The sequence below is a fragment of the Arthrobacter sp. JSM 101049 genome, from assembly GCF_041679245.1.
Taxonomy (GTDB): Bacteria; Actinomycetota; Actinomycetes; order Actinomycetales; family Micrococcaceae; genus Arthrobacter_H.
Window position 1 is genome coordinate 929,090 of the sequence record NZ_JBGFFC010000001.1, and the last position, 15,050, is coordinate 944,139.

The 15,050-nt window shown below is 67.3% G+C and carries 17 protein-coding genes; 3 read left to right on the forward strand and 14 right to left on the reverse strand.

Going from position 1 to position 15,050, the window contains the following annotated elements:
* Positions 1-24: 24 nt before the first annotated feature.
* The 4 genes from AB8M85_RS04355 to AB8M85_RS04370 form a co-directional block, all read right to left on the reverse strand.
* Positions 25-774 (reverse strand): cytochrome c biogenesis CcdA family protein, encoded by a 750-nt coding sequence (locus tag AB8M85_RS04355; RefSeq protein ID WP_372697524.1) that lies wholly within the window; start codon positions 772-774, stop codon positions 25-27.
* A 94-nt stretch (positions 775-868) separates the two neighbouring features.
* Positions 869-1,747 carry a F510_1955 family glycosylhydrolase gene (locus tag AB8M85_RS04360; protein WP_372697525.1) on the reverse strand — a complete coding sequence of 293 codons (879 nt, stop codon included), beginning with the start codon at positions 1,745-1,747 and terminating at the stop codon, positions 869-871.
* Positions 1,748-1,846: 99 nt separating this feature from the next.
* The gene (locus AB8M85_RS04365) at positions 1,847-2,455 is read right to left on the reverse strand and encodes a DUF305 domain-containing protein (RefSeq protein WP_372697526.1); all 609 of its coding nucleotides are present in this window, start codon (positions 2,453-2,455) and stop codon (positions 1,847-1,849) included.
* A gap of 114 nt (positions 2,456-2,569) precedes the next feature.
* Positions 2,570-3,010 (reverse strand): hypothetical protein, encoded by a 441-nt coding sequence (locus tag AB8M85_RS04370; RefSeq protein ID WP_372697527.1) that lies wholly within the window; start codon positions 3,008-3,010, stop codon positions 2,570-2,572.
* A 260-nt stretch (positions 3,011-3,270) separates the two neighbouring features.
* On the opposite strand from AB8M85_RS04370, the gene AB8M85_RS04375 reads away from it, so the two are divergent.
* The gene (locus AB8M85_RS04375; RefSeq protein WP_343903173.1) at positions 3,271-3,693 is read left to right on the forward strand and encodes a four-helix bundle copper-binding protein; all 423 of its coding nucleotides are present in this window, start codon (positions 3,271-3,273) and stop codon (positions 3,691-3,693) included.
* 70 nt (positions 3,694-3,763) lie between these two features.
* Here the strand turns inward: AB8M85_RS04375 and AB8M85_RS04380 are convergent, their stop codons facing one another.
* The 10 genes from AB8M85_RS04380 to arsB all read right to left on the reverse strand — a co-directional run bounded on the left by AB8M85_RS04380 (position 3,764) and on the right by arsB (position 13,730).
* Complete coding sequence (locus AB8M85_RS04380; protein WP_343903172.1) at positions 3,764-4,234, reverse strand: peptidase; 471 nt, start codon at positions 4,232-4,234, stop codon at positions 3,764-3,766.
* Positions 4,235-4,287: 53 nt separating this feature from the next.
* Complete coding sequence (locus AB8M85_RS04385) at positions 4,288-5,394, reverse strand: cation diffusion facilitator family transporter (protein ID WP_372697528.1); 1,107 nt, start codon at positions 5,392-5,394, stop codon at positions 4,288-4,290.
* Positions 5,391-5,756 carry a metalloregulator ArsR/SmtB family transcription factor gene (locus AB8M85_RS04390; RefSeq protein ID WP_343903170.1) on the reverse strand — a complete coding sequence of 122 codons (366 nt, stop codon included), beginning with the start codon at positions 5,754-5,756 and terminating at the stop codon, positions 5,391-5,393. The genes AB8M85_RS04385 and AB8M85_RS04390 overlap by 4 nt, the downstream gene beginning before the upstream one ends.
* A gap of 256 nt (positions 5,757-6,012) precedes the next feature.
* Positions 6,013-6,993 carry a hydroxymethylglutaryl-CoA lyase gene (locus tag AB8M85_RS04395; RefSeq protein ID WP_372697529.1) on the reverse strand — a complete coding sequence of 327 codons (981 nt, stop codon included), beginning with the start codon at positions 6,991-6,993 and terminating at the stop codon, positions 6,013-6,015.
* Positions 6,990-8,240: a CaiB/BaiF CoA transferase family protein gene (locus tag AB8M85_RS04400; RefSeq protein WP_372697530.1), complete on the reverse strand. Its 1,251-nt coding sequence runs from the start codon at positions 8,238-8,240 to the stop codon at positions 6,990-6,992. The genes AB8M85_RS04395 and AB8M85_RS04400 overlap by 4 nt, the downstream gene beginning before the upstream one ends.
* A 47-nt stretch (positions 8,241-8,287) precedes the next feature.
* Positions 8,288-9,739: a GntP family permease gene (locus tag AB8M85_RS04405; protein WP_372697531.1), complete on the reverse strand. Its 1,452-nt coding sequence runs from the start codon at positions 9,737-9,739 to the stop codon at positions 8,288-8,290.
* Positions 9,740-9,929: 190 nt separating this feature from the next.
* Entirely contained in the window at positions 9,930-10,244 is a 315-nt protein-coding gene (locus AB8M85_RS04410; protein ID WP_372697532.1) for a hypothetical protein, read from the reverse strand.
* A gap of 535 nt (positions 10,245-10,779) precedes the next feature.
* Positions 10,780-12,189 (reverse strand): NAD(P)-binding protein, encoded by a 1,410-nt coding sequence (locus AB8M85_RS04415; RefSeq protein ID WP_372697533.1) that lies wholly within the window; start codon positions 12,187-12,189, stop codon positions 10,780-10,782.
* 88 nt (positions 12,190-12,277) lie between these two features.
* Positions 12,278-12,700, reverse strand: a complete 423-nt coding sequence (locus tag AB8M85_RS04420; RefSeq protein ID WP_372697534.1) for an arsenate reductase ArsC — start codon at positions 12,698-12,700, stop codon at positions 12,278-12,280.
* A 52-nt stretch (positions 12,701-12,752) separates the two neighbouring features.
* The gene (gene arsB, locus AB8M85_RS04425) at positions 12,753-13,730 is read right to left on the reverse strand and encodes an ACR3 family arsenite efflux transporter (RefSeq protein WP_372697720.1); all 978 of its coding nucleotides are present in this window, start codon (positions 13,728-13,730) and stop codon (positions 12,753-12,755) included.
* Between the two features lie 200 nt (positions 13,731-13,930).
* On the opposite strand from arsB, the gene AB8M85_RS04430 reads away from it, so the two are divergent.
* Together AB8M85_RS04430 and AB8M85_RS04435 are read left to right on the forward strand one after the other, a co-directional pair.
* On the forward strand, positions 13,931-14,311 hold the full coding sequence (locus tag AB8M85_RS04430) for an ArsR/SmtB family transcription factor (protein ID WP_372697535.1): 381 nt from the start codon (positions 13,931-13,933) through the stop codon (positions 14,309-14,311).
* A gap of 307 nt (positions 14,312-14,618) precedes the next feature.
* The gene (locus AB8M85_RS04435; RefSeq protein WP_372697536.1) at positions 14,619-15,014 is read left to right on the forward strand and encodes a DUF1622 domain-containing protein; all 396 of its coding nucleotides are present in this window, start codon (positions 14,619-14,621) and stop codon (positions 15,012-15,014) included.
* Positions 15,015-15,050 lie beyond the last annotated feature (36 nt).

Below are 15,050 nucleotides of genomic sequence, written 5' to 3' on the forward strand. Positions count from 1 at the left end.
GGTTTCCTTGGTGTCGTGGGGGTTCTATACGGGAGTGGTGAAGGTCCCTGAGAGGTTCTGGAGCTGGTAGATCCAGTGCGTCCAGGTGCCGGTGGCCATGAGCACGCCGACGAGGACAAGCAGGGACCCGCCGGCGATGTTGAAGGCGCGTATGTGGCGCCGGACGAAGCCCAATGCCCGGCTCACCCGCTCAAGGCCCAGTGCCACGAGCAGGAACGGGATCCCCAACCCCAGGCAGTAGAGGAAGCCCAGCAGCGCGCCGCGGCCTGCTTGTCCGGTGCTGGTACTCAAAGCCAGCACGGCGCTGAGGGTGGGGCCCATGCAGGGTGTCCAGCCGAGGCCGAACACGATTCCCAGCACAGGTGCCCCGGCAATCCCGGCCCTGGGCTTGAAGGACGGCTTCACCGTCCGTTGCAGCGCCGGGAAGAGGCCCACCAGGACCAGCCCCATGGCGATGACGAAGATGCCCAGGCCCCGGATGAGCAGGTCCTGCCAGCGCAGCAGCCAGCCGCCGATGAGGCCGAAGGCGGCACCGTAGAAGGTGAACACGAGCGCGAAACCCAGGATGAACAGGCCGACACCGGTGAGCATCCGGCGGCGGCTCCCGGGCCGCCCGGCCTCGGAGAGCCCGGAGACGTAGCCCAGGTAGCCCGGGACCAGGGGCAGGATGCACGGGGACAGGAAGGAGACGACACCGGCGGTCATGGCCAGCGGTGCTGCCACGACCAGCGCGCCGGATTGGACCGTTTCGGCGAAGAACGCACCGATGCTCATCCCCGTCCTCCCCGGCGATGGGCTGGCCCGCCGGTTGCTGTTTCCCCGCCCGTTTCCCCGGCCCTACGTGGCACCGCCCGGGCCCTGCGGGTGGTCATTCCTGGCCCTTTTGGGGCTCGGCGTCGGTGAAGGTGCGCCCCATGTCGCGGGAGACCCGTACACCGGTCGCGGAGGCGATCCAGATCTGCGTGTCGCCGTCCTTGACGACCAGGTCCATGGCGGCCACGTCCTTCGAGGTGGCGGGTTGTTTCCGCCATTGCAGTCCGCCGTCGCTGCTGACATACAGGGCCCCGTCGGGTGTGATGCCCGCTGCCTGGTTGCCGGATATGGCGGTGATCATCAACAAGGGGGCCCCGGGAACCCGGTTCCATGAATTGCCGTGGTCGTTCGAGCGCATCAGGCCGGACTCCGTGGTCGCCAAGGCGACGTGGCCGTCGGTGGCGGCGGCGAGATGGTAGGCCGGCACCTGGTCCCCGGCCAGCTCCCAGGAGCTGCCGCCCTTGTTGGTGAGCAGTTGGCCGTCGAAGCCGATGACTCCCTCGTGGGTAGCGGCCAGGGCGTGGAAGTCCGATTGCCCGGTCCGCGACAGCGGCGTCCAGTTCCTGCCCCCGTCGGTGGATTCGATCAACCCCACCGGGTCGGGCAGGTCCACCCCGGGGCCCGGGTGTCCGGAGGCGTAGAGGATCCCGTCGGCGGCGACGGTGAAGCCCATGAGGTCGATCTCGGGGCCGATCCTGGTGGCCGGTTTCGTGGAGACGTCATACAGGCCCTCGTGGGTGGCCAGCAGGACCCTCCCCGAGGCGGCATCCACGTCCATGCCGTGGATGTGGCTGGTGGGGTAGTCGGTGGTGGCGGCCACGGGAATCTGGTCGTCCAGGGTCGACGGGGCAGAGCAGGCTGAGAGCACCAGGGTGCTGGCGGCCACGAGCACGGCGAACCGTTTCCGGCGCCGGAGCAGGATGGATTTGGGCATGATGGGAGTTCCTTCGGAAGGTCTTGGGCACGCAGGCGTGACCGGTGCGGGGTCCGGGTTCCGGGCCCCGCACCGTTGGCCGCGTGGGAAAGGTGCGGCCTAGAGGCCGGCGAGCAGGTCCTGCATCTTCTTGATCTCCGCCTGCTGCGTCTTTTCGATCTGCTTGGCCAGGGCGATGGCCTGGGGGTTCTTTCCGTCGGCGATCTCGTCCTCGGCCATCCCGACGGCGCCCTTGTGGTGCTCGGTCATTCCCTCCAGGAACATCCGCGAGGCATCGGTACCCTGGGCGGACTCCAGTTCCTTGAGCTGTTCGTCGGTCATCATGCCCTCCATGCCGTGGCCGCCCATGTCCGATTCGGTGGGTTCGCCCCACGTCTTCAGCCATCCGGTCATGGTCTGGATCTCGGGTCCCTGGGCTTCCTTGATCGTGGTGGCCAGGTCGGTGATCTTGTTGTCGATGCCGTCCTTGGCGAGCATGAGCTCGCTCATCTGCACGGCCTGCTTGTGGTGGGGGATCATCATCTGCGCGAACATCGTGTCCGCGTCGTTGTGCTCGGCCGAAACCTGGCTCCCGGCATTCGACGAGGCCGACTGCTGGGACGAAGCCGCGGCGGAGCCGGAGGCGGCGGGGTTCTCGTTGCCGGCACAACCGGCCAGGATGATTGCTGCGGCCACGCCGATGGCGGGCAGGAAAAGCTTGCGGTTCATGGTGGTTCGTCCTTCGTTGCTAAGAAAGTGTCTGCAGGTCAGCCGGCCACCAGGCGGTGGCCGGTGAAGGCGAAACCAGGTGCCCGGTGGGCATGGCTGGTCCGCACACCGGTTCTAGGTGCGGCTGATGCAGAGCTGGGTCAACGAAGGAGTGGGAACGAGCCGAAATACCCGCGGGACGGGCGGCGGGCCGCGACGCAGCAGCGTACGCAGCAGCTCGTTGCGCGGTGGAGCCAGGAACGCGAACATCGCCAGGACGATCAGCGAGAGCATGCAGATGCCAGCTGCCATGTCCCCGGCATCGCAGGTGCCGACGCAACCGGCCATCGGCGATCCATCGCCAATGGCCCCGGTGTGCGCATGAATGCTGGGCAGGTCCGTAGCCGTGGCCAGTGGGGTCACGCTGGCGGAGGACGGGGCCGGTTGGGAATCCGTGTGTTCCCCATGTCCGCCCATCCACAGGTGCATGCCGATGATGCCCGTCAGGACGGCGCCGAGGCACAGCAGGAGCAGGAAAGAATGCCGGCGGGGTCCGGTCCTCCCTGAATCCATCACATGGGCCATTCTACCGCCCAGGGGTGGGGCCCGGGTCTTTCGCTGCCATGGGACGGAACGCCGGTTCGGCGTCCCTCCCGGAATCCGCGTTGGTGCCTACGTCTACCCCGCGGGGGTATGGAAGCCCGGGGTGCGGGCGGTCCTTCGGAACAGCTGCACATCTCGTCGACACCTCCCCGCGGGCAGGTCTAGCGTGGGGCAAACGAGGCATGCTTTGCACGCCTGGACCGGACGAAGCCGACGCGCAAGGGAGCAATCCAATGAGCCACATCACCAGCATGCTCGACACGTACCCGAAGGACCTGGGCGGCATCGACCGCGAAAAACTCGCGGACTGCATCGCCGCGTGTTTCGAGTGTGCCCAGACCTGCACCGCCTGCGCGGACGCCTGCCTGGCCGAGGACATGGTCGCCGACCTCACCAAGTGCATCAGGACGAACCTGGATTGCGCCGATGTCTGCGCCACGACCGGCAATGTCCTCTCCCGGCACACCGGCTACGACGCCAACGTCACCCGCTCGGTCCTCGAGGCCTGTGCCGCGACCTGCAAGGCCTGCGCCGATGAATGCGGACAACACGCGGAAATGCACGGGCACTGCAAGGTCTGCGCCGAAGCCTGCCGCCGCTGCGAGCAGGCATGCAACGAACTCCTCGCGGGCCTGGGACGCGGGGCCTCCGAATAACCGGGCCGGCCCCGGGAAGGCCCGCCACAAGGAAGGAAGCCGCGGCCGTCGCGTTGCCGGCGGCCCGTTCCTAGAGGTCCGTCAGGCCCACCCCCTGCTTGTCCAGGCAGGGCGAACGCTTTCCCGTGCGGGCACCGAAGGACCGGCGGCACCCGCAGCGGGCATCCCCGGCAGAGGGGAGTTCCAGCCAGATGAAGCGCTGCATCCTGTTGTGGTTCCCGAAGTCCAGCACGGCACCGTCGAGCTTCGCTGACAGGCCGTGGCCCACGCTCAACGTGAGGTCCTCGAGCCCCGGGTGTGGCGCATCCGCGTCCGCGCCGGTGGTGTTTCCGGGACCCCCGGCCGGGTGCAGGGTGCAATGGATGGGTTTGCGGGGCAGGGACCGGGAGAAGTACAGCCCGGTGGCCCGGCACCCTCCCGGGCCCTCATAGCAGTGCAGTGTCCCGCCGAACACCCCGATCATTTCCAGGGCGTCGGCGGTGACCCCGAAGATCTCCCCCGTGGGTAGTTCGGCGGTGGCGGCCCGGGTAATGGGTGGCATGTTGTGCTCCTGCAGGTAGTGGCGGCCAGTCTCGATGCCGGATCGGGGCGGGCCTAGGCGGGGGAGGGCTCCGCCGACGTGTCCCAGACCGGGATGGTGGTCACGGAGCCGACATTCGGCAAAGCCGAGCGGAGCGCCTTTTCGACCGATCGGCTGCGTTCGATCATGTGCGGCATCGTGGAGGACCCGTCGGTGGGGAGGGAGACCTCCACGTGCAGTTTGTGCCCCATCCACCGCATGCGCACTCCCGGCTCGCCCGGCGTGATGGCAGTGACAGCCGTCTCCGCGCGTTGGACCAGGTCGGGGTCCACCCCGTCCATCAGGCGCCTGCCGATGTCCCTGGCCGTGCCCCACAGCAGGACCGCGATGGCGGCGGAGATCAGCAGGCCGATGATCGGGTCCGCCAGCGGGAACCCGAGCCAGACGCCGGCAACGCCCAGCACGACGGCCAGGGAAGTGAACCCGTCGGTGCGGGCGTGGACCCCGTCGGCGACCAGGGCGGCCGATCCGATCTGCCGGCCCACCCGGATGCGGTAGATGGCGACGGCTTCGTTTCCCGCGAAACCGATCAGGCCGGCGGCCAGCACCCATCCGAGGTTTTCCAGCGGCTGGGGCTCAAAGAACCTGCGGATCGATTCGACTGCGGCCACCACGGCCGAGAGGGCGATCATCGCGACGATGAACAACCCCGCCATGTCTTCCGCCCTTCCGTAGCCGAAGGTGAAACGCCGGGTGGCGGCGCGCCGTCCCAGAAGGAACGCAATCCACAAGGGGATGGCGGTCAGTGCGTCCGAGAAGTTGTGCACGGTATCGGCCAGCAGCGCGACGGAGCCGCTGACCAGCACCACCACGAGCTGGAAGACAGCCGTGGCACCGAGCCCGATCAGTGACAGCTTGACCGCGCGGATGCCCTTGGCGCTGCTTTGCATGGCATCGTCGATCGAATCGGAGACGTCGTGGCTGTGCGGGACGAACAATCCGTGGATGACCCCGCGCAACCCGGAGGGATGCTCGTGGCCGTGACCGCCCTGGTCATGGTCATGGTGATGTCCGCGCCCATCATGGGGATGGTCGTCGTTGTGTCCGTGGTCGTGACCATCGTGCTGGTGATCGTGGGAATGGCCGCGGTCGTCGTGGTCGTGCCCGGTGCGCGACTTCACGGGGTTCCCTCGGCATCCCCATGATGGTGCAGCGGCGTGCCTCCCAGGGCGTGTTCTGCCTGGAAGATCGCATCCGCGACCAGCTGCCGGGCATGTTCGTTGGCCAGACGGTAGAACACCCTGGTCCCGTCCTGGCGGCTGAGGACCATCCGGGACAGGCGCATCTTCGCCAGGTGCTGGGACACCGCCGCCGGGGACTTGTCCACGATCTCGGCTAATTGGTTCACCGGCAGCTCACCGTCGCGCAGGGCCAGGACCAGGCGTACGCGCGTGGCATCGGCAAGCATGGAGAAGACCTCCACCGCGAGCTCCACATACTGGCTATCCGGTTCACGGCCACAAACATTCTTATCTGCATTCATGCGAAGATTATTGCACGAGATGGTGCGCCTGGAAACGGAAGTCGACTCGGATCTCAGTGCACAGGACTGCTGAGAGGCAGTGAAGTCCACTTCTGAAAACGACAGCGTTGCATCCAGTTAGATAATGCCTACTTTGTCGGACAACGTAAAGCGTCCGCACATTCTGAAAGCCCCTCGGGGTTGGAACCTTCCCGAAACGATTTTTCAGCGCCCGCAAACTACACGGATATCGCCTCGGTGCGACGCTGGAACCTCCTCAGCGGCGGATGACCCACTCGAAGGCCTCGGCCCTGGACCGGGCGCCTTGGGCGGCCTTGGACCGGCTGGATTCGCCCAGTTCCCCGAGGACCTGCTCGCCGAGCTCGACGATGCCGGCGAACGTCTCAGGCGTGAGCCAGGACGGCCGGGTGGCGAAGAGGATGTCCTCGCTGGCCGTGTTGCCGCTGGCCCCGGGGGCGAACGGGCAGCCGCCCAAACCGCCGAGCGCCCCGTCCACCAGATCGGCCCCGGCGTCGATCGCGGCCAGGGTGTTGGCCACGCCCAGGCCCCAGGTGTCGTGCCCGTGAAAGACGATCCGCCGCTCCGGGCTCTCGTCGCGGACCCGGGAAACGAGTTCGGCAACCTGCCCGGGGTGGGCCTGGCCCAGGGTGTCGCAGATGACGATGTCGCAGGTTCCCTCGGCGCGGGGGTCGCTGGCGATGGCGAGCACCCGCTCGACCGGGACCTGGCCCTCGAAGGGGCAGGTGAACGAGGTGGCGATGCAGAGCTGGATGCGCCCGTCCACTCCCCGTGCATAGTCGACCGCTTGCGGCAGGGCCCCGAGGCTGGCGTCGGTGCTGCGCCCGATGTTGGCCTGGTTGTGGGCATCGGAAGCGGAGAGGCAGTACTGGAAGTTCCGCACGCCGGCTGCCGCGGCCTTGGCGACGTGGCCCGGCGTGGCCACCCAGATCCAGCAAGGCTCCAACTCCTCGGCCGTCAGTTCGGCGACGACCTCGAGGGTGTTGGCCATGGTCGGGACCAGGTCGGCCCGGGCCATGGACCCCAACTCGATTTCCGGGACCCCGAGTTCCAGCAGCCGGCGCACGGTGGCGATCTTGTCCGCCGTCGAGAGGTTCTTGCCCGTCAGCTGCAGTCCGTCCCGCAAGGTGACATCGCGCAGGGAGGCGCTGCGCACCGCCGTCGTGCCCTGGGCGGTTCCGCTCCTGGTTCGGCTCGTGGTTCCATTAGTCGGGTTCATGCGCTGCGCACCTCCGTTGCCCCGGCGGCAGCCGCCCGGGCATCCGCGTCCAGGCCCAGCAGTCCGCCGAGCACCTCATCGTTGTGTTCGCCCAGGTCCGGACCCAGGTGGCGCACCGGCAGCGACGTGGCGCCGATGACCGGGACGATGCCGGGGAAGCCGACGTCCTGCAGCAGCTCCTCGCCGGTGGAGACGTCGAACTTCTGGACCATGTTCCGTGCCGCGTACTGTTCATCGGCGACAATGTCGGCGGCCGTGTAGATCGGTCCGGCCGGGACTCCGGCGGCGTCGAGCTGCTCCAGGGCGGTGGCGGCGTCGTGGCGCGACGTCCATTCCCCGATGGCCGCGTCGAGTTCCTCGCGGCGGGCCCAGCGGCCGGCGTTGGAGCCGAGGCCGGGGTCGGCGCCGAGGTCGGGGCGGCCAATGGTCTCCATGTAGCGCTGGAAGATCGAGTCGCCGTTGCCGGCGACGACGATGCTGGCCCCGTCGGCGCAGACGTAGGCGTTGGAGGGGGCGATGCCCTCCATCCGCCCACCGGTGCGTTCGCGTTTCTGCCCGTAGGCCTCGTAGTCCGGGACGAGGGATTCCATCATCGAGAACATCGCCTCGTTCAGGGCGACGTCGATGATCCGCTCGCCCAGCGCGGTGCTGGGCTGGCCCGCGCCGCGCCGGGTTTCGCGCTGGAACAGGCTCATGACCGAGCCGAAGGCGGCGTAGAGCCCGGCGATCGAGTCGCCGATGGAGACCCCGACGCGGACGGGCGCGCGGTCCGGGTCGCCGACCAGGTTGCGGAAGCCGCTGTACGCCTCGGCCACGGCGGCGAAACCCGGGCGCTCGGACAGCGGGCCGGTCTGGCCGAACGCGGAGATCCGGGTGATGACCAGCTCGGGGTTCGCCTCGTTGAGGACCTCCGGGCCGAGTCCCCACTTCTCCAGGGTGCCGGGGCGGAAGTTCTCCAGCAGAATGTCGGAGGTGCGGACCAGTTCGAGGACAGCGGCGCGGCCGGCGTCGGAGCGCAGGTCCAGGACCACCGACTTCTTGTTCCGGTTCAGCGTCCGGTAGAGCATCGACGTGGTGCCCTTGGCCAGGCGCCAGTTGCGCAGTTCGTCACCGGTGCCGGGGCGTTCGACCTTGATGACCTCCGCGCCGAAGTCGGCGAGCAACCGGCCTGCGGTGGGGGCGGCGATGTAGTTGCCCAGTTCGAGGACGCGGACTCCGGCCAGCGGGGCCGTGGTGTTCTCGCTCATTGGTTCTTCCTTTGCTACGGCGGTGTCGGTGGTTCGGTGGTGCCGGGTCAGATGAACAGGCTCAGGACCGTGACCAGGCCCAGGGCCACGACCGAGGCGACGGAAACGCCCAAGGTCACGGACTTCAGGGCACCGCGGGTGGTCTGGCCGAGCAGCGACTGCAGGAGCCAGAAGGTATTGGAGGTCACGTGGACCATGAACAGGGATCCGGCGCCGGCGGCCAGGGCGATGAGGACCGGGTCCAGACCCAGCGCGGGGGCAATGGGGGCCAGCAGGCCCGCTGCGGTGATGGCCGAGAGTGTGACGGAGCCGACGGCGATGTGCAGCACGGCCGCGATGACCCAGACCACGACCAGCGGTGCGACATGGCTGGCGGTGAAGAACCCGCCCAGGATGTCGCCGACACCTGCCGCGGTGACCGCTGCGGCGAGGGAGCCGCCGACGCCGGTGAGCAGCAGGATCTGGCCGGATTCCCGGAAGCCCGCGGAGATGCCGGCCTCGACCCGCTTCTGGCCCACGGTGTAGCGGCCGACGATGCAGGTGCCGACCAGGCCGATGAGCAGGGCGATGATGGGTTCGCCGACGAATTGGACGGGGGCGATCTCGATCTTCGCGATCTCCAGGATGGCGCCGGCGGCGATGAGGACCAGGGACAGCAGCAGCGGGGCGAAGAGCAGGATCAGCGCGGGCTCTTGTCGGGTCTCCGCGGCGACGGCCACGGCGGAGCCCTGGGTTCCGGCCGGGGGGACGTCGGCCGGCTGGCCTCTGCCGGAGCTGTTGTTGCGGAAGGGGGCACCGGGGCCCGTGGGGGCACCGCCGTCGTGCGCTTCCTCTTCCTCGGCCGCGAACAGTTCGTGGTTCTCGTCCGATTCCTCTTTCCACAGGCCGCGGCGGAATAGGAAGGTCATGATGGCGATCGCGATGATGACCGTGGGGACGACGATGAGCAGGCCGAAGAGCAGCATCTTGCCCAACGGAACGCCCAGCAGGCCGGCCAACGCCAGGGCGCCGACGCCGGGGACCATGAACACGATGCCGCATTCGAGCGAGATGGCCATGGCGGTGGCCATGCGGGCGGTGCCGAGCCGGCCGATCTTCGGCGCCAGCTTGCGGGCCAGCGGTGCGGAGATGACGAGCAGGACGTCCAGGAAGATCGACTGCAGGACCGTCGCGCAGGCCAGGCCCATGGTGTAGGGCAGGCGGGATGGGCCGAAGGTCTTCAGGAGGCGTTCGACGAGGCGGCGGATGGCGCCGGTCTCGTTGAGGATCGAGCCCATGAGGACGCCGAAGGCGATGAGCAGGCCGACCTCCATCATGATGTCGCCGAAGCCGGTGGAGATGGTCTCGACGGTCTTCTTCACGCCCAGGCCGACGGCGAGGCCGAGGTAGGCGGAGCCGATCACCAGGGAGATCACGGGGTTGACCTTGAAGCGCACGATCAGCACGACCGTGGCGATGACGGCCACAGCTGTGTTGATCAGGATGGCTGCATCTGACATGGGGGTCCTTCGGGTTGGGTATCACTTTGGTGTGATCGGAACCACGTTGCTCAACCCATATTATGGTTTTGTTCTTACATTACAAGACCAAGACCAAAGATTGCGACGGCACGACGACGGATGGGGCCTCTGGCGCCCCTGCTCCCCCACAGCGGGGAAGGACATGGAAGATGCGTGGAAGGGCGGGAGCCTACGACCCCATGGCAGCGGTGGACGCCAGGTCGCCGCGGTGGTCGAACGCGTCGGGGCCCGGGTTCGCGGAGGCAGCGGGACCGTCGAAAACTGTGCATCCGGCATTGCGCAGGAGGGAACGGGCTGCGGATTCCACCACGCTGGCACAGGACAGGTCGACCTCCACGCCTCCCATGCCCGACAAGCTGAGCGTCCGTTCGACGACGGGCAGGATCCCCTGGCAGTTCTCGACGGTGACGGCACCTTTGACTTCGACGACGGCACTGCAGCGGCTGGCGTCCAAGCGGACCAGGACGGAGGCCCTGTTTTTCATGACACGCTCCACGATGGAAATTCACTGGCCGCTGCTTGACCGCATGCAAGCCTAGGATGCGGGCGAAGGGCGCTCAAGGGTTTTCGTCCATCTGGCCATCGCCGACCCCTGTCCGACGGCCGAGAATGCGGGCGATTTCCCGGCCGGGTACCCCTTCAGAAACAAGGCACCTGACATCTTCGTGCATGAACATTGCAGATGGCGGGAACCGGGGCCAGTTCCACATTTAGCCGGACCACCTCTTGTGCGTTGCCGGGTCGGCAACCGGTGCCACATTGCCGATACGGCGATCCTTCGAGAGGTTATGACTTCACGGGAGGGTGATCCGCTCCTTCGGAGTTCTGTCGACCTCCCATGTGCCCGACCGCCTGGTGCGCCCCCGCCACCGTGAGGACCTAATAGGCGGCATCCCCTGAGTAGCCGTGACCAGATGAGCATGCGGGCAATGCGTTGAAATTGGGGCCGGACGGACGCGGAACCCGGCCCCTAGGACCAGTCAACTCGGCTACGTGGATTTTCCGGCGAGCGCGCCGGCCTACTCCGCGGAGCGGCCGTGTGCGAGCCCGGCGGGGATGCCGATGAGCACCGGTGCCGGTGTAGCACAGCACGATTCCGCCGGCTCGTCCTGGCCGGTGTTTTCCACCGGGGCATCGCAGCTGCCTCCGAGGTCGGTGGAGCAGACCCCGGTTTCGGGCAGTTCGAGGTGGACCTGGTCGGCGGCTGTCGTGTCCCCGGCCAATGCGGCGGTGATGGAGCGGACCTGTTCGTATCCGGTGGCGAGCAGGAAGGTCGGTGCGCGGCCGTAGGACTTCATGCCGGCGATGTAGAAGTCCTTTTCCGGGTGGGCCAGCACCTTGGCTCCGTGGGCCGGGACGGTTCCGCAGGAGTGGAACTCGGGGTCGATCAAGGGGCCCAATGCCCGGGGCGCCTCGACGGCCGGGTCCAGTTCCAGGCGGATTTCCCGCAGGATGCCCAGGTCTGGGCGGAAGCCGGTGGCCGGGATCAGCAGGTCCGCCTCCAGCGTCACCTGCCCGTCTGGGGTGTCACCGGTCACCGACAGCGCTTCCCGGCCAGCGACGGTAACAATGTCGAAGGATGTGCTGGTGAAGGAGGTGTGCAGTTCGATGTGCCCGTCCTCGACGAGCTTGCGCAGCCGTGTGCCGAGCTGGCCGCGGGCGGGTAACCCGTCGAGGTCCCCGCCACCATAGAGACGTGTGGCATCGGGGGCGCGTACGGCCCAGCTGATCCGTGTGCCGGGTTCATTCTTGGCCAGCTGGCCCAGGGAGATCAGCGTGTTGGCGGCCGAGTGCCCAGCCCCGATCACCAGCACGTGCCGGCCGGCAAACCGGTCGCGGTCCCGCCCGGTGACATCGGGCAATGGCCCGGTGATCCGTCCCTGGGCGACGGCCTCGGCTTCCCCGGGGGCTGGTAGTCCGGCCTGCCCGATGGGGTTGGGCTGCGCCCAGGTCCCGGACGTGTCGATCACGGCACGGACCCGGTGGTCGGCCACGGTTCCGTCGACGGCCCGTACGCGGACGAGGAAGGCGCGTTTATCGCGGCCGCGCGAATGCGTCTTGTCCATGCCGATGCGGCTGACTGCGGTGACGGTCGTCGACAGGTGCAGGGCGTTGGCGATGGCCGGGAGCGCGGCGAGGGGGTCGAGGTACTGTTCGATGAGTTCGGAGCCGTAGGGCAGGGAGGACAGTCGGGGTTCGATCCACCCCGTGGGCTCGAGCAGGCGTCGGGAGGCGGGGTCGATGTTGTGCCGCCAGGGGGAGAAGAGTCTTACGTGCCCCCACTCGCGGATGGCCGCGCCGACATGTTCCCCTGCCTCGAAGACAACGGGCGTGAGTCCTCGTTCGATGAGGTTCGACGCCGCAGCCAAGCCCACCGGCCCGGCTCCGATGATGGCAACCGGCAGCTTATCTTGTTGTTGGCGCTTCATGATCGCGGTTCTCCTGGGTCGGTGTTTGTCGGTTGCGGTCACTGTTCGGGGTCGACGTTGGGCCCCGTCCTGCTTCCGGCAGTTGGGTCTAGCGGATGGGGGTGAGGTCCGCGATGAGAGCTTGGATGCGGTTTTTGATGTCGTCGCGGATGGGCCGGACGGCTTCGATGCCCTGCCCGGCGGGGTCGTCGAGCTTCCAGTCTTCGTAGCGTTTGCCGGGGAAGACCGGGCAGGCATCCCCGCAGCCCATGGTGATCACGACGTCGGATTCGCGGACGGCGTCGACGGTGAGGACCTTGGGGATTTCGGCGGACAGGTCGATGCCCTCCTCTGCCATGGCGGCCACCGCCGCGGGGTTGACCGCTTCTGCCGGTTCGGAGCCTGCCGAGCGGACCTCGACGGCTCCGCCGGACAGCGTGGTGAGGTAGGCGGCGGCCATTTGGGACCGGCCGGCGTTGTGGACGCAGACGAACAGGACGGAGGGCTTCCTGCCGGTTTCGGTGGTGCTCATGGAACGTGGCTCCTCGGGAACGGGGCGGATGGCTGACGCGGGCTGATCGTGGTCAGTGGGCGAAGAAACGATTGCGCGCCCATAGGGCCACATAGACCAGGGCCACCAGGACGGGGACCTCGATCAACGGACCCACGACGCCGGCCAGGGCCTGGCCGGAGGTGACCCCGAAGGTTCCAATGGCGACGGCGATGGCGAGCTCGAAGTTGTTCCCCGAGGCGGTAAAGGCCAGCGTGGTGGTTTTCGCGTAGCCGAGGCCCAGCGCCCGGCCGATGAACATCCCCGCACCAAACACAACGACGAAGTACACCAGCAGCGGCAGGGCGATCCTTGCGACGTCGAGCGGTTGAGAGGTGATGGTGTTCCCCTGCAGGGCGAACAGCAGCACGATGGTGAACAGCAGCCCGTAGAGCGCCCACGGACCCAGTTTGGGCAGGAGCCGTCCTTCGTACCAGTCCCGGCCTTTGGCCTTCTCCCCCAGCGCCCGGGTGAGGAATCCGGCCAGCAGCGGGATGCCCAGGAACACCAACACGGAGACGGTGATGGACCAGAACGAGAAGTCGGCGGCCGTCGTGGGGAGTCCCAGCCAGCCGGGCAGGACCTGCAGGTAGAACCAGCCCAGCGCGCCGAAGGCAACGACTTGGAAGAGCGAGTTGATGAAAACCAGCACGGCGGCGGCTTCCCGGTCGCCGCAGGCCAGGTCGTTCCAGATCATGACCATGGCGATGCAGCGGGCGATGCCGACGATGATCAGCCCCGTGCGGTATTCGGGAAGGTCCGGGACGAGGATCCAGGCCAGCGCGAACATGAAGGCCGGGGCCAGCAGCCAATTCATCACCAGGGACGTGACCAGCAGCTTGCGGTCTCCCACGACGCGGCCCGTCTCGTTGTAGCGGACCTTGGCCAGTACCGGATACATCATGACCAGCAGGCCGACGGCAATCGGCAGCGAGATCGATCCGATCTTTACGGCGTCCAGTGCCCCGGCCAGGCCGGGGATGAACTTGCCCAGGAGCAATCCTGCGGCCATCGCGGCGATGATCCACGCCGGCAGGAAACGGTCCAGCGTGGACAGCTTGACGACAACTGCGGCTTCCTCCGGCGGGATGGTTCTGCTGGTCTCGGTGTTCACAAGGCTCCTCGCCGGTCCAACGGAAGATTGAAGATTGTCGATGCAAGAAGTATCCATGCTTATATCGACAACTGTCAATCAATGGGCATAATGGAGGCATGAACACTGCACCGGTGGTCGAAGACGGCAACAAGCCGTCCTGCTGCACGCCCAGCGGGCTTCCCATGCTCAACGCCGCCGAAGCCCAGGCCATGGCCCGCGTCCTGAAGGCACTTGCCGACCCCAACCGACTGCGGCTGCTGTCCATCGTCAAGGCAGGCGACGGCGGAGAGGCCTGCGTCTGCGATCTCACCGAACCGCTGGATCTGGGGCAGCCCACCGTATCCCACCACCTGAAAATCCTGGTCGAGGCGGGGCTGCTGCACCGCGAAAAACGTGGAACTTGGGCCTACTATTCCCTCGTTCCGGGGGCCTTGGAAGCTGCCTCACAGAACATCCTCGGCCTCCAGGTCTCCACTCCAGTCGGATCGGGAAGTTGAGGGCCGGCTCCCTCGGGTAGGGCACCCGGGTCGGCTGGATACCGACATAGCCGCAGCGATCGACGACACCATGGGCAAGCGCTGTCCTCGGGTTCGAGGACAGCGTTTTCCCTGGGCAACAACCCTTGCTGCCGCCGGGCGATTCGCGGTCTCATGTCTGGGCTGAGGCCGTCGGGCTGAAACCGTCTGGTGGGACCGCGTCCAACCCGAAGGCCAGCCGGGCCCTCCGTCGCGACCGGGATCGAGCCGTACCTGCGCAAACAGTAGTGGCCGAGGCGCTGCGCTGAGAAGGTTGCAATGGCCCGGGATGCCCACGAAGGAGGAAGCGAAGATGACTGGCTATCAGGAACTGATCGAATCGGCAGGCCGTGTCATGGATGCCGTCGGCGTGGCCGCCGTCATCATCGGAACCCTGTTTGCGGCCATCTTCGCAGCGACGCGGCTGGTTCGCCGTGAAGGCGACGTCTACCGACAGTTCCGGCGTTTCCTCGGTCGGTCCATCCTGCTCGGTCTCGAACTCCTGGTTGCGGCCGACATCATCCGGACGGTTGCCGTGACCCCCTCGATGGAAAGCGTCGCCGTACTGGCTGCGATCGTGGTCATCCGGACGTTCCTCAGCTGGTCGCTTGAACTGGAAATCACCGGACGGTGGCCCTGGCAAAAACGGCCGGAGGTGGCGGGCCAGGAGCAAGGGGCTGATTGAGGCCGCGCGGCGGGCGATGCCAAACCGGTGGCGCGT